Annotated in this window: 13 protein-coding genes; 3 read left to right on the top strand and 10 right to left on the bottom strand. The window is 71.4% G+C overall.

Translation table 11 applies throughout. The features are described from left to right. Positions 1–49 precede the first annotated feature (49 nt). The 6 genes from ABUE11_RS00185 to ABUE11_RS00160 all read right to left on the bottom strand — a co-directional run bounded on the left by ABUE11_RS00185 (position 50) and on the right by ABUE11_RS00160 (position 6,674). Positions 50–1,156 carry a 3-deoxy-7-phosphoheptulonate synthase gene (locus ABUE11_RS00185; RefSeq protein WP_367066902.1) on the bottom strand — a complete coding sequence of 369 codons (1,107 nt, stop codon included), beginning with the start codon at positions 1,154–1,156 and terminating at the stop codon, positions 50–52. Between the two features lie 53 nt (positions 1,157–1,209). Further along, entirely contained in the window at positions 1,210–1,686 is a 477-nt protein-coding gene (locus tag ABUE11_RS00180) for a C40 family peptidase (RefSeq protein WP_367068859.1), read from the bottom strand. 5 nt (positions 1,687–1,691) lie between these two features. Further along, entirely contained in the window at positions 1,692–2,330 is a 639-nt protein-coding gene (locus ABUE11_RS00175; RefSeq protein ID WP_367066901.1) for a 3'-5' exonuclease, read from the bottom strand. Between the two features lie 84 nt (positions 2,331–2,414). Beyond that, a complete protein-coding gene (dinG, locus tag ABUE11_RS00170; protein ID WP_367066899.1) occupies positions 2,415–4,595 on the bottom strand; it encodes an ATP-dependent DNA helicase DinG in 2,181 nt (726 codons plus the stop codon). Positions 4,596–4,748: 153 nt separating this feature from the next. Further along, on the bottom strand, positions 4,749–6,116 hold the full coding sequence (locus ABUE11_RS00165) for a homoserine dehydrogenase (RefSeq protein ID WP_367066897.1): 1,368 nt from the start codon (positions 6,114–6,116) through the stop codon (positions 4,749–4,751). A gap of 297 nt (positions 6,117–6,413) precedes the next feature. Next, entirely contained in the window at positions 6,414–6,674 is a 261-nt protein-coding gene (locus ABUE11_RS00160; protein WP_367066896.1) for a 4Fe-4S dicluster domain-containing protein, read from the bottom strand. A gap of 40 nt (positions 6,675–6,714) precedes the next feature. Here ABUE11_RS00160 and ABUE11_RS00155 point away from each other — a divergent pair, with 40 nt between their 5' ends. After that, positions 6,715–7,020 (top strand): acylphosphatase, encoded by a 306-nt coding sequence (locus ABUE11_RS00155; RefSeq protein ID WP_367066895.1) that lies wholly within the window; start codon positions 6,715–6,717, stop codon positions 7,018–7,020. Between the two features lies 1 nt (position 7,021). On the opposite strand, the gene ABUE11_RS00150 is transcribed toward ABUE11_RS00155, so the two are convergent. The 4 genes from ABUE11_RS00150 to ABUE11_RS00135 all read right to left on the bottom strand — a co-directional run bounded on the left by ABUE11_RS00150 (position 7,022) and on the right by ABUE11_RS00135 (position 10,865). Then, positions 7,022–8,398 (bottom strand): chloride channel protein, encoded by a 1,377-nt coding sequence (locus ABUE11_RS00150; protein ID WP_367066894.1) that lies wholly within the window; start codon positions 8,396–8,398, stop codon positions 7,022–7,024. Positions 8,399–8,472: 74 nt separating this feature from the next. Continuing rightward, positions 8,473–8,883 carry a YkgJ family cysteine cluster protein gene (locus ABUE11_RS00145; RefSeq protein WP_367066893.1) on the bottom strand — a complete coding sequence of 137 codons (411 nt, stop codon included), beginning with the start codon at positions 8,881–8,883 and terminating at the stop codon, positions 8,473–8,475. Positions 8,884–8,909: 26 nt separating this feature from the next. Then, positions 8,910–9,392: a GNAT family N-acetyltransferase gene (locus tag ABUE11_RS00140; RefSeq protein WP_367066892.1), complete on the bottom strand. Its 483-nt coding sequence runs from the start codon at positions 9,390–9,392 to the stop codon at positions 8,910–8,912. Positions 9,393–9,488: 96 nt separating this feature from the next. Then, positions 9,489–10,865, bottom strand: a complete 1,377-nt coding sequence (locus ABUE11_RS00135; RefSeq protein ID WP_367066891.1) for a tetratricopeptide repeat protein — start codon at positions 10,863–10,865, stop codon at positions 9,489–9,491. 122 nt (positions 10,866–10,987) lie between these two features. On the opposite strand from ABUE11_RS00135, the gene ABUE11_RS00130 reads away from it, so the two are divergent. Continuing rightward, complete coding sequence (locus ABUE11_RS00130) at positions 10,988–12,031, top strand: helix-turn-helix domain-containing protein (RefSeq protein WP_367066890.1); 1,044 nt, start codon at positions 10,988–10,990, stop codon at positions 12,029–12,031. A 150-nt stretch (positions 12,032–12,181) separates the two neighbouring features. After that, positions 12,182–12,607 (top strand): hypothetical protein, encoded by a 426-nt coding sequence (locus tag ABUE11_RS00125; protein ID WP_367066889.1) that lies wholly within the window; start codon positions 12,182–12,184, stop codon positions 12,605–12,607. Positions 12,608–12,682 lie beyond the last annotated feature (75 nt).

Below are 12,682 nucleotides of genomic sequence, written 5' to 3'. Positions count from 1 at the left end.
GGAACGAATGCAGCCACTCCCTTGGAGGGCCCCATCCGAAATTTGCGTGTCAGCGCGTTACATGTGTGCGTCGCGCGCGTACCGCGGCGGCGAGCCGCTCGAGCACCGGCACCGTCTGCGCATAGCTGATGCAGGCGTCGGTCACCGACACGCCGTGCGCGAGCGGCTGGCCGGGCACGATGTCCTGGCGGCCCTCCTGCAGATGGCTTTCGATCATCACGCCGGTGATGCGCGCGTCGCCCGCGGCGATCTGCGCGGCCACGTCCTCGGCCACGAGGATCTGGCGCGCATGCTGCTTGCTGCTGTTGGCATGCGACAGGTCGATCATCACCTGGGGGCGCTGGCCGGCCTTCTCGAGCAGCTCGCAGGCCGCCTGCACATGGTCTGCGCCGTAGTTGGGGGCCTTGCCGCCGCGCAGGATCACATGACAGTCGTGGTTGCCGCGCGTCTCGAAGATGGCGGTCTGGCCCATCTTGGTCATGCCCATGAAGGCGTGCTCGGATTCCGCCGCGAGGATGGCGTCCACGGCCACCTTCACGCCGCCATCCGTGCCGTTCTTGAAGCCCACGGGGCAGGACAGGCCGCTGGCGAGCTGGCGGTGGCTCTGGCTCTCGGTGGTGCGCGCGCCTATCGCGCCCCAGCTCACGAGGTCGCTGATGTACTGGGGCGAGAGCAGGTCCAGAAACTCCGTGCCCACGGGCAGGCCCAGGGCCAGCACGTCGAGCAGCAGGGTGCGCGCCTTCTCCAGGCCCTCGTTGATGGCGAAGCTGCCATCGAGGTGCGGGTCGTTGATGTAGCCCTTCCAGCCCACGGTGGTGCGCGGCTTCTCGAAGTACACGCGCATCACGACGAGCAGGTCCCGGGCCAGCGCGTCGGCCTCGTGCTTGAGCAGGCGCGCGTACTCCATGGCCTGGTCGTGGTCGTGGATGGAGCAGGGCCCGACGACGACGATGAGTCGGTCGTCCTGACCGTGCAGCACGCGCGAGATGGCAACGCGGCTGGCCTCCACCAGCGCCTGCGCGGCCTCGGGTGCGGGCAGCCATTCCTCGAGGATGGCGGGCGTGATCAGCGGGCGCACGGCCTTGATGCGCAGGTCATTGATGCGCGTGGTGTCCTGGGTAGTGGGTGGATTGGTGGGGCGGTCGCAATGGGTCATGGTGGCGCTATTGTCCGCCCGCCTGGCTGGGCCCGCAGATCAGGGCCAGCAGATCACGGCCGGCGGAAGCTCTGGTTCTGCCTGGCCCAGTAGCCCGCATGCAGGTCATCCATGCGCACCGTGCCGCCTGTCGATGGCGCATGCACGAAGCGGCCCTGGCCCACATAGATGCCGGCATGCGTGGGTCGGCCGCGGCCGAAGACCACCAGATCGCCGGTGCGCAGCGCGTCCTGGTCCACCGGCTGCCCGAAGCCGCTCAGCTGCGCCACGGTGCGCGGCGGCGCCACGCCGGCGCGGCTCTTGTAGACATAGCCGATCAGGCCGCTGCAGTCGAAGCCCCCGTCGGGCGTGTTGCCGCCATAGCGGTAGGGCGTGCCCACCAGGCCCAGCGCGTGGATGGCGATGTCGCTGGCCTGCTCGGCCGACAGGCGCGAATAGGCCGGGCCGCGCGATGGACCGGGCGTTGTGCCGCAGCCGGCCAGCAGCAGGCAGGTCACCAGCGTCAGGGTAGGGAGTGCATGGCGGCGCATGGCGGTCATCGGTGTATTGTGGCGTCGGGCCTGGGCTGGGCGTGCTGCTGCAACAGCCGCCCCATGGACTGGCGCGCCATGCGCTGCAGCCGCATGAGCAGCGCGTGGTCGGGCCAGTCAAGCCCGTAGCGCAGGCACAGCTCGCGCTGCATGCGCGCGAGCAGGGCGGCGGCCATCTCGGCGTCGGCCAGCGCGCGGTGGGCGCGGCCGGGGCGGGGCAGGCCCAGGTGGTCGGTGATGCGCCCCAGGCTGTGGCTGGGCGCGTCGGGGAAGATGCGGCGCGACAGCAGCACCGTGCAGGCAAAGGGCTGGGGCGCGGTCAGGCCCGCGTGCGCGAGCTCGGCCTGCCAGAACTTGCTGTCGAACGATGCGTTGTGCGCCACCATGGGCGCGTCGCCGACAAAGCGCGCGGCCGCGCGCATCACCTCGGCCGCGGGCGGGGCCTCGGCCACCATGGCGTTGGTGATGCCGGTGAGCTCGGTGATGAAGGGCGGTATCCACACGCCCGTGTGCATCAGGCTGTCGAAGCGGTCCACGACGCGCTCGCCCTGCAGCAGCACGATGGCCACCTCGGTGGCGCGCGCGCCCTGGTGCGGCATCATGCCGGTGGTCTCGAAGTCGATGACGGCGATGGGTTCGGGCATGAATATATGGGTGGTTTTGGCCTCTGGCGCTTGTGTGGCGGGCGCTGACAGCTATCAAATGTCAAGCACCACGCCCTTGTCGCCTCACGCGGCCGATTGTCGCCGCTGCAGCGCAAACGGCGGCAGGCCGTTGAGCAGGCGCTGGCCATAGCCCGTGCGCACCAGGCGCTTGTCGTAGCAGTAGACATGGGCGTGGTCGTCCTCGGTGCGTATGGCGCGGCCCACCCATTGCGCCAGGCGTATGGCCGTGGCCGGCACGACGAGCTCGCTGAACGGGTCGCGCCCGGCGCCGCGCAGCCATTCGGCGCGCGCCTCGCCCACGGGGTCGTCGGGCGGGGCGAAGGGCAGCTTGGTGATGAACAGCGATTCGCACAGCGCGCCCGGCAGGTCCAGGCCCTCGCCAAAGGACTGCATGCCGAAGATGATGGACGGCAGGCCGCCTGCCACCCGCTCGCGGTGGCGCGCGAGCAGCTGCTGGCGCGGCAGGGTGTTCTGCACCAGCACGCTGGCGCGCATGGCCGTGGGCAGCAGGTCCACGGCCTGGCGCATCTGCTCGCGCGAGGTGAACAGCACCAGCGCGCCGGCCTCGACCAGGGCCAGGTCGCTGAGCAGCGCGTCCACCATCTCGGCCGTGAAGGCCTGGGCGTCGCGCGGCTCGGCGCGCGTCTCGCTGGCCACCAGCGTGCCCTGGCGCGCGTAGTCGAACGGGCTGTCCACGGCCAGCGTGGTCACGGCGGCGTCGCCATGCAGGCCGGCTTCGCGCAGAAAGAAGTCGAACTGCCCGCAGCTCGTGAGCGTGGCCGAGGTCAGCACCGCGCCGCGCACGGCCGACCACAGCCGGCCGGCCAGCGCGGCGCCGGGCAGCACGGGGCTCGCGTGCGCGCGCACGACGATGAAGTCGCCATCGACCTCGAGCGTGAACCACTTGGCCGCCGGCACCGCCCCCTCGGGCGCGTCCTGCAGCAGCAGCTGGGCCGCCGCGTGCACGGCCTCCAGGCGCGGGGCCAGGCTGCCGATCTGGGCGTAGAGCTGGGACAGGCGCCGCGCCTCGTCGGGCTTGTCGCGCATCTCGCTGCGCAGCGCCTTGGCGATGGCGCGCAGCGCGTCGAGAAAGCCGCCCGCGTGGTGCGCGGCCTGGGCAAAGGGCTCGACCAGCGCCTCGGGCAGCACACCACCCGCCACGCGGGCACGCGTGGGCATGGCAGAGGCAAACGGGCGCCGGCCGGGCACGGGGGCGCGCAGCTGCTCGCCATAGACATCCATGACCAGGCGCGCGGCGTCCTGCAGCGCGGCGCGCAGGCGCGCGGCGTGGTTGGGAATGTCGGCAATCTCCTCGACCTCGACCAGCTGGCCTATGCGCAGCGCGCGGCTGGCCAGCCTGTCTATCCAGGTCAGGCGCGAGAGGTCGGCCTCGCAGGCGAACTGGTCCAGCGCCGTGGCCGGCAGGTGGTGCGCCTCGTCGATGATGAGCAGGCAGTTGTCGAGTTCGGGCAAGAGGCGCGCGCCGAGGGACGACAGCAGCAGGTCGTGGTTGGCGACGATGACCTGGGCCGCGACGAGCTGCTTGCGCCGCTCGTAGTAGCTGCATTGGCCGAACAGCGGGCAATGCCGACCCGTGCAGGAGCTGGCCTCGGCCGCCACGGGGCTCCACACCTCGGGCTCGGGCGGGCTCGCCAGGTTGTCGCGATCGCCGTCCCACAGGCCCGTGGCCAGGGCGTCGGCCAGGCTGGCGTAGAACTTCATGCGCGCCTCGCCGTCGTGGCGCGCGCGTGGGCGCTGCGCGGCCAGCTCGTCGGGGAACAGGTCGTCGTCGGGCAGATCGTCGTCACCGCCCGTGCCGCCGCCGGCCAGGCGCTCGAGCTTGAGCTTGCAGACATAGCGCCCGCGCCCCTTGGCGAGCGCGAAGGCAAACGGCTGCTCCATGCGCTCGGCCAGCTGCGGCAGGTCCTTGTGCACCAGCTGCTCCTGCAGCGCCACGGTGGCCGTGGAGATCAGCACGCGCGTGCCGCGCGCCAGCGCCATGGCAATCGCGGGCACGCTGTAGGCCAGCGACTTGCCCACGCCCGTGCCGGCCTGCACCACGGCGATGGCGCGCTCGGGCGGGTCGGCATCCTCGCCCTGCTTGCCCAGCTGCGCGCGCGCAAAGGTCTGCGCCACCAGCGCGGCCATGCTGCGCTGGCCCTCGCGCGGGCGAAATCCGTCGGTGGACTGCACCACGGCCTCGAAGGATTGCAGGGCCTGATCGGCCCATTGCTGTGCGGACATAGGGGGAGGGGGGTCAACCGCGGCGGGGGTGCCACTGGTTATTCATCCAGCGATGGTAGCCGATCGGCCGCGCGGGCGGCCCTTTTGCGGGGCTTTGGTTACTACAACAAGAATAGCTGGTTGCGCTTGCAGGGTGGGCGCTACATGCCGATTTCATTGAATATCGTCGGGGGAAAATTCCTCCACGCGCAGGCGCCGCACCTGGGCGCCGCAGCGCGCCTGCAGCAGCTCGGCCGCGCGCGCGGCCACGGCGTCCGGCACGGGCGCGGTGAGCAGCAGCAGCGTGGGCGCACCCGCATGGGCAGGGCCCCAGGCGCGGCGCCGCAGCGTGACGCCGGCGCGCGCCAGCAGGCGCAGCACCTCGGCCTCGTTCAGCGCAGCGCCCGGCAGCAGGCGCAGCAGGTGGCCGGTGCGCACCGCGCTCATGGGTAGGGGCGCGGGCTGGTCGGCCGCGCGCTCGTGCACGCCCAGCGTGGGCACGTGGGCGCCCGCGGGCCGGCGCGCCAGGTCCACCAGATCGGCCAGCACGGCCGAGGCCGTGGGCTCGCCGCCCGCGCCCGCGCCGCTGCAAAAGATGTCGCCCCCGGCGTCGGCCCGCACCAGCAGGCCGTTGGTCGCGCCGTCCAGATGGGCGAGCGGCTGGCCCTGCGGCACCAGGGCGGGGTGTACGCGCATCTCCACGCCCTGCGCGCGGCGGCGCGCCACGGCCAGCGGCTTGACGGCATAGCCGAGCTGCGCGGCCGCGGCCAGGTCGCCGGGCTGCAGGTCGGTGATGCCCTCGACATGCACGGCATCGAGCCGCAGCGGCATGCCGAAGGCGTTGGCGGCCAGCAGCGCGAGCTTGTGCGCGGCGTCGTGGCCATCCACGTCGAGCGACGGGTCGGCCTCGGCATAGCCCAGGGCCTGGGCCTCGGTGAGGGCCGCGGCAAAGCCCAGGCCATGGGCCTGCATGCGCGTCAGGATGTAGTTGCTCGTGCCGTTGAGCACGCCGGTGAGCGATTCGATGCGGTTGCCCGCCAGCCCCTCGCGCAGCGCCTTGATGACGGGCACGCCACCGGCCACCGCGGCCTCGTAGGCCAGCACGCGGTCGTGGCGCGCGGCGGCGCGGGCCAGCTCCTCGCCATGCGTGGCCAGCAGCGCCTTGTTGGCCGTCACCACATGCTTGCCGTGGGCCAGGGCCGTCAGCACCCAGTCGCGCGCGGCTTGGGTGCCGCCGGCGAGCTCGAGCACCACGTCCACGCCGGGGTCGGTGGCGAGCCGCAGGGGATCATCCAGCAGGCGCACGCCGGGCGCATCGCCCAGCATGGCCGCGGCGCGCGCCGGCGTGCGCGTGGCCACGGCGACGATGGTGATGGCACGCCCCGCGCGCGCGGCGATCGGCCCCTGGTTGCGCGCGAGCACCTGCCACACGCCGCGGCCCACCGTGCCCATGCCGATCAGGCCCACGCGCAGGGCAGGGGGGCGGGCCGGCGCGTGGGCGCGGGCCTGGGGCAGGGGACTGAGCTCGGGTTCTGCAAACATGCTTCTCTCCAAACAAGGGGCCAGTGGCCCGAAACAAAAAAACCCAGCGGCCGGGGCTGGGTTTCGTTCGGAGGGGGAATGAGACACCAGGGGGCCGCCAGTGCGGCCACCTGCGCGAGCTAGGCAGCCGCGGTGGTCATGGTGCTAATCATTCGTGCGTGCAGCGCGCCGGGCGCCTGGGCGGCGACCTGGATGGCTGTGGTGGGCAGGAATGACATGGGCCGCAGTGTAGCGCAGTCGCCGCCGGCCTGCAGTGTCATTCAATTTTCATAGCTGTCAGCGCTTGCTGTACAAGCGTTAGAGGCCATTTTCATTGGAATTTCTTTGGCGCGTCCTGTGGCGCACCATGCGGATCGCGTCGAACGGGCAGCGCAGCGCGCAGAGCGCGCAGCCGGTGCAGCCGGGTGCGTCGTGCAGCACCGAGCGCTTGGGGCCGAAGCGCGCGTCGCCCTGCACCTGCAGCGACAGCACATGCGGCGGGCAGACGGCCACGCACCAGCCGCAGCCGGTGCAGCGGTCGAGGGCGATGGCGGGCAGGGCCTTGCGCGGTGCGTGCATGGGGCGAGCATGCCACGCGGCGCGCTACAGTGGCGTCCTCATGTCCCAAGACCCCAGTCGCATCGCCAGACACCTGCACATCCACGGCCGCGTGCAGGGCGTGTACTACCGCCAGTCCATGATCGAGGCCGCCGAGCGCCTGGGCCTGCAGGGCTGGGTGCGCAACCGGCTCGATGGCAGCGTGGAGGCGCTGGCCCTGGGCCCGGCGGGCGCCGTGCAGGCGCTGATCGACTGGGCGCGGCGCGGGCCGCCCGCGGCGCAGGTGCAGCGCGTCGACGTGCAGGAGATGGATGTCGCGCAGCTGGCCGGCCTGCCCGAAGGCTTTCACCGGCGCGAGACCGTGTGACTCAGCGGCGCCGGGCCGCCTCGCGCAGGCGCTGCCACAGGGGCCGCACGACCTCGCTCCACCAGCGCAGCAGCCCATAGGACAGTTGCACCTTCTCGTGCCCCACGGGCTGATCGGCCGGTGCCGTGAACCAGGCCGCCTTGGGGTAGGCCAGATGCTGCGCCGGATAGACGCTGCGGTGGCCGATCATCAGATAGGCCGACACGCAGGCCCCGGCCACGTAGAGCGTGGAGGCGCCGCCAAACAGCTCCACGCCCATGAACACCGCGGCCACGGGCGTGTTCGAGGCCGATGCCACCACGGCCACCATGCCCACGGCCGCGCCCTGGGCCGGGTGCATGCCCAGCAGCGGGGCCACGGCCCCGCCCAGCACCGCGCCGATGACGAACTGGGGCGTGACGATGCCGCCGTAGAAGCCCGAGCCCAGGGTCAGCGCCACGAGCACGATCTTGAACACAAAGCCCAGCCAGGGCATGGCCTCGCCCTGCAGCGCGCGCTCCATGATGGGCAGCGACAGGCCCATGAAGTCGCGCGGCAGCACGGTCAGCAGCAGTGCGAGCAGCATGCCCCCGGCCAGCGGCAGCAGCGGCGGCCACAGCGTGAACCGCCGGCCGAGCCAGGCAAAGCCCTGGCGCACGAGCTCCACGGCCTCGACGAACCAGGACGCCGCCACGCCGCACAGCACGCCGATGAGCACCGTCTTGAGGAACAGCCATTGCGTGAGCGTCGGCTCAAAGCCGATGTGGTACTCGGGGTAGGGCACGCCCCAGAAGCGGCTCACGACAAACGCCGTCACGCCGGCCACGATGCCCGGGAACAGAAAGTCATGGCGTATGCGGCCGATGGCCAGCATCTCCACGCCATAGATCGCGCCGGCGACCGGCGTGCCGAAGACGCTGGCAAAGCCGGCGCTCACGCCGCAGGCCACGAGGCGCTTGCGCAGCTCGGCGTTCAGGCGCAGGGCCTGGCCCAGGCCGGCGGCCACGCCGGCGCCTATGTGCGAGCAGGGCCCCTCCTTGCCCGCCGAGCCGCCGCAGCCCAGCGTGATGAGCGCCGCCACGGGCTTGATCCACAGCATCGCCAGCGGCATGCGGCCATGCTGCTCGTTGACGGCGGCGATGGGCTCATCCTTGAGGCCGGTCGTGTTCAGGCGCTGGCCATGGTGCAGCAGCAGTCCGTTGGCCAGACCCGCGAGCGGCAGCAGCGCCGCGATCAGTGCCCAGGGCGCGTCGTACAAATGCCCCTCGCTGACGTGCAGCAGGCGCAGGAACAGGCTGCACACCGTGCCCACGAGCGCCCCGGTGAGCATGGCCAGCACCAGCCACAGGGCGACCGTGGCCAGCATGAGCAGGGGTTCGGCGGGAGACAGGCGTCGCATGGCGTGCAGGGCGCCCGGCTGCAGACGGGCGTCTGCGGTTCATTCTAGGGATGCAGGGGCAACCCTGCCGGGCGTCAGCGCCGCTGCAAGCCCTTCGCGCCGTAGGCGCACCAGCCCGGCCGGGGGCTTTTCTTCTGCGGGTGCAGGCGGCAGGTCTCGGGCCGCTGTTCGTACACCGTGCACAGCCGGGTCTGCGGGTGCAGGTACTGGCAGTCGCCGTTGGCGCGCCGCGCCAGCGTGAACAGCAGGTGCTTGTGGTTGAAATGGTCGATCAGCCGGGCCTTCTGCAGCCGGCGCGCAATCAGCCGCGGCTCCTCGTGCTCGGCCTCGAAGGCGTCGACCAGACCCAGGCGCACCAGGTCGGGCAGCTGCACCTCGAGCGGCATGGTGCAGCAGTTGGCCGCGCAGTCCGCGCACAGGCCGGCGCGCCAGCGCGTCCAGCTCTCCGGGCGGTCCACGTCGACGATGGCGATCGGTGATCTCATGGCATCAGGGCGCGATCTGGCCGCGATCACGCCGCGGCCAGCGCCCGCAGCTCGGCGCCCGTGAGGCGGTAGCGAATCCACTCGCTCTGCGGCCTGGCGCCCACGCTTTCGTAGAAGGCGATGGAGGGCGTGTTCCAGTCCAGCACGCTCCACTCGAAGCGGCCGCAGTCCTGCTCCACGGCGATGCGTGCCAGGTGCCTGAGCAGCGCCATGCCCGCGCCCCGGCCGCGGTGCTCGGGCGCGACGTACAGGTCCTCCAGATACAGGCCGTGGCGGCCCTGCCAGGTGGAGTAGTTGAAGAAGTACACGGCAAAGCCCAGCGCCTGGCCGTCCTGCTCGCAGATCAGGCCGAAGACCTTGGGGTCGGCACAGAACAGCGTGCGCTGCACATGGCCGGGCGTGGTCAGCACCTCGTGCTCGGCCTTCTCGTAGATGGCGAGATCGCGCACAAAGCGCAGGATGGTGTCGGTGTCCGCGACGGTGGCGGGGCGGATGGTCAGGGAACTCATACAACGGCAATGGTTGGGGGCGCGCATTGTGCCGCGCATGCCAAGACCGTGGCCGCCGCTCGAGATCTGGCGTGATGCGGCGGCGGTGCGGCGCATCTACGCGCTGCAGGCCTGAACGAGTTCCCGCGCGGTGCCGTTGCGCTGCATTGGCGGCGCTGCGCAGCGCTGCACCAGGCGCCGGGCCAGGGGGCTGTGGGGGCGCATCGCCGCGCGCTCGGCGGCCAGCGCGGCCGACAGGGCGTCGTCGCCCGCGCGCTGCGCCGCGTCGATCAGGGTCAGGTCGAGCAGGTCGCGCTGCGCATGGCTGCCGCCGAAGCGGTGGGCGCCGCTGCGGATGGGCCGCAGCAGATCCAGTGCGCGCTGCGCCTCGTCCTGCGCCAGTGCGCGCACCGCCTCGGCCGCCGGCAGGCCGACCTCGCGCGTGAAGGCGCCGTTGTCGGTGGGGGCGATGGCGGCCTCGCGCATGGCCTCGATCAGATCGCGCTGCGCCTGCACCCGGCCGGTGCACACATAGGCGAGCATGGCGTGGAAATCGTTGAATGCGTACCTGTCCTTGCCGCTGCTTGCCAGCGCCTCCTGCCAGCGGTCCGCCACCGACTCCCAGCGTGCGCCGACATCCACCCCGCGCAGCCGCAGACGCCACAGCATGGCGCTGGCGTCGATCAGGTCCATGACCAGTGTCGAGCCCGAGGTGCCGACGGTTTCGTCGAACAGTCGCAGCGCCGCCGCGTGCTCGTCGAGCTCCAGCTCGAACAGCGCCAGGTGCCAGCTGTTGTGCACGGCCAGGAAGCTGCCGCTCGCCCAGGTGTCACGCGACGGGTGCAGCCAGGCGATGCCTTCGCGCGGCGCGTTGCGCATCTCCAGCACATGCGCCACCGCGTGCCAGGCCCAGCTGTCGCGCGGCTGCAGATCGACGGCGCGCCGGCCCGTCCTTTCTGCCTGGCCCCAGTCGCCGGTTTCCTCCAGCCCGAAGGCGTACATGCCCAGCACGCCGTGGTAGCCGGGCAGGTCGGGCCCCCAGGCCGGCAGCGCGCGGGCGATGCGATCGCGCAGCATGCGGCTGTCGCCGCGAAAGAAGTCGATCTGGTGGCCTGCCTGCAGCGCCAGCACGTCGCGCGGGTAGCGGGCGCTGAGGTCTTCGAGCCGCAGCGAGGCTTCGCACCAGCGGCCCTGGCTCAGCGCGGCGGCGGCTTCGATGTGGCGGCGCTCGCGGTCGTCGGCGGGCAATGCGGCGGCGCTGGCGCAACTGGCCCGAGCCACCGGCAAGGCCGAGGGGTCGGTGCCCAGCAGGTGCAGCCAGGCCTTGAGCACATGGGCCATGGTCATCTCGGGGCTGGCGGCCAGGGCGCGTTCCACGCTTGCGACGGGATCGTCCACCATGCACAGCAGTTCATGGGTCGCCTGCTCCAGCGCGGCGAGGCTTTCGGGGGTGGCGCCGGACACATGGTGTCCGGCCGGGTCGGTCAGTGTCATGGTGGGCTTTCGTCAGTGGTGGAAAGTCGGGGTTGGCGTTCGCCGCATCCGACGGGAGAATTCTTGCGGGGGCGCCGCCCTTTCACTAAAGCCATTCCTGCAAAAAACCGGACATATCGGCCATGTCGCGCGCACAACAACGGGTCACGGTGGGCCTGCTGGCCATGCCGGACGTCAGCTCGGCCACGCTGTACGGCATCCATGAGGTGCTTGCCGGCACTCGGCGTGACTGGCAGATGCTGCACGGCGGCGCGCCGGTCGAATCGCCCTTCAGACCCGTGGTCGTGAGCCGCGATGGCCAGCCGCTGCAGGCCGGCAACGGCGTCCGCATGGCGCCCGAGGCCTCGTTCGCCGAGCTGCCGCGGCCCGACGTGGTCTGCATCACCGACATCATGCTGTCCCCGGGATCGGACATGCAGGCCCTCTATGCCGAGGAGATCGCCTGGCTGCGAGCGGCCTGGGCGCATGGCGCAACCCTGGCCTCGGCATGTTCGGGGGCGATGCTGCTGGCGGCCACGGGCCTGCTCGACGGTTGCGAGGCGACCTCCCACTGGGCCTACTGTGACCATCTCGCCCGCGAGCATCCGCGCACGCGCTGGAACGCCGACCGCGGGCTGGTCGTGACCGGCCCGCAGCAGCGGCTGGTCATGGCGGGCAGCGGCGTGTCCTGGCACATGCTGGCGCTGGCGCTCATTGCGCGCTACGCATCGCCCGAGGACGCCATGCGCATGGCGCGCATCCACCTGCTCAACGTCAACGACATCAGCCCGATGGCCTATGCCTCGCTGACCCATGGCGGCCGCGCCGACGACCCGCTGATCGCGCGCTGCCAGCTCTGGGCGGCGGACCACTACCGCAGCGCGTCGCCGGTGACGCAGATGGTGGAGATGTCCGGCCTGGCCGAGCGCACCTTCAAGCGCCGCTTCGTCCTCGCCACCGGCATGAGCCCGCTGGACTATGTGCACACCCTGAGGCTGGAGGAGGCCAAGCAGATGCTGGAGGCTACCCCGCTGCCGGTGGAGGCCATCGCGGTCGAGGTCGGCTACCAGGACGCGAGCTTCTTTGGCCGCCTGTTCAAGCGCCAGGTCCATCTGTCGCCGGCGCAGTACCGGCGCCGCTTCGCGCCGCTGGACCGGCAGCTGCGACAGGCAGCGCGGGCGGCCTGAGGCCATCCTTTCCCTTGAAGCGTGTGCGGGCCGGCCCAACAAACTCGTCATTCACAATCCCGCCGACCAGCACGCCACGCGCCAGGCCCGGCGCGCGCGGTGGGCGCAAGATCTTGCAACCACGCAGACCGGCTTGAAGAAGGAGGGGGCATGAACCGCGCATCCATCACCGACATCGTCGATGGCTACGAATTTGCCGACTTCGACGGCAACATAGGCCAGCACAGCGCCTACATCCACCGCGAGCTGGGCACGGTGTACTGCGTGGCCGAAGACATGGAGATGCCGGACGGCGTGGCCGATGCGCTGGACAGCGGCCTCTGCCTCGAGCTGCCCGACCGCCACGCCCTGCACCTGGGCGCCCGCCTGGCCGTGGATTTTGCGCATGAGCATCTGGCGCCCGAGGACGCGCACCGCGTGGCGGACTGCTTTCGCCGCCGCGGCGCCTACGCCCGCTTCAAGGAACTGCTGGAGCGCAGAAACCAGCTCCACCACTGGTACGACTACGAGCGCCAGGCCAGGGAACAGCGCCTGCGCCAATGGTGCGCCGACAACGGCATCGCGCTGCGGGATTGAAGGGGCCGGGGCTGCAGACGATTTCGCCAGCCCCGTGCGCGTCCAGAGCGAGTTGCTTGCCCATGTCAGCGCTGA

The sequence above is a fragment of the Oryzisolibacter sp. LB2S genome, assembly GCF_040732315.1.
In the GTDB taxonomy this organism is placed as follows: domain Bacteria; phylum Pseudomonadota; class Gammaproteobacteria; order Burkholderiales; family Burkholderiaceae_C; genus Alicycliphilus; species Alicycliphilus soli.
Note: the sequence above shows the minus strand (reverse complement) of the source record. Positions and strands in the feature narration are given on the sequence as shown.

What these genes read in the sequence shown, in the direction of transcription:
- ABUE11_RS00180 (WP_367068859.1), bottom strand. Translation starts at nt 1,686, where the DNA reads ATGCGCCGCCATGCACTCCCTACCCTGACGCTGGTGACCTGCCTGCTG.
- ABUE11_RS00185 (WP_367066902.1), bottom strand. Translation starts at nt 1,156, where the DNA reads ATGACCCATTGCGACCGCCCCACCAATCCACCCACTACCCAGGACACC.
- ABUE11_RS00155 (WP_367066895.1), top strand. Translation starts at nt 6,715, where the DNA reads ATGTCCCAAGACCCCAGTCGCATCGCCAGACACCTGCACATCCACGGC.
- ABUE11_RS00135 (WP_367066891.1), bottom strand. Translation starts at nt 10,865, where the DNA reads ATGACACTGACCGACCCGGCCGGACACCATGTGTCCGGCGCCACCCCC.
- ABUE11_RS00175 (WP_367066901.1), bottom strand. Translation starts at nt 2,330, where the DNA reads ATGCCCGAACCCATCGCCGTCATCGACTTCGAGACCACCGGCATGATG.
- ABUE11_RS00125 (WP_367066889.1), top strand. Translation starts at nt 12,182, where the DNA reads ATGAACCGCGCATCCATCACCGACATCGTCGATGGCTACGAATTTGCC.
- ABUE11_RS00145 (WP_367066893.1), bottom strand. Translation starts at nt 8,883, where the DNA reads ATGAGATCACCGATCGCCATCGTCGACGTGGACCGCCCGGAGAGCTGG.
- ABUE11_RS00140 (WP_367066892.1), bottom strand. Translation starts at nt 9,392, where the DNA reads ATGAGTTCCCTGACCATCCGCCCCGCCACCGTCGCGGACACCGACACC.
- ABUE11_RS00165 (WP_367066897.1), bottom strand. Translation starts at nt 6,116, where the DNA reads ATGTTTGCAGAACCCGAGCTCAGTCCCCTGCCCCAGGCCCGCGCCCAC.
- ABUE11_RS00130 (WP_367066890.1), top strand. Translation starts at nt 10,988, where the DNA reads ATGTCGCGCGCACAACAACGGGTCACGGTGGGCCTGCTGGCCATGCCG.
- ABUE11_RS00160 (WP_367066896.1), bottom strand. Translation starts at nt 6,674, where the DNA reads ATGCACGCACCGCGCAAGGCCCTGCCCGCCATCGCCCTCGACCGCTGC.
- dinG (WP_367066899.1), bottom strand. Translation starts at nt 4,595, where the DNA reads ATGTCCGCACAGCAATGGGCCGATCAGGCCCTGCAATCCTTCGAGGCC.
- ABUE11_RS00150 (WP_367066894.1), bottom strand. Translation starts at nt 8,398, where the DNA reads ATGCGACGCCTGTCTCCCGCCGAACCCCTGCTCATGCTGGCCACGGTC.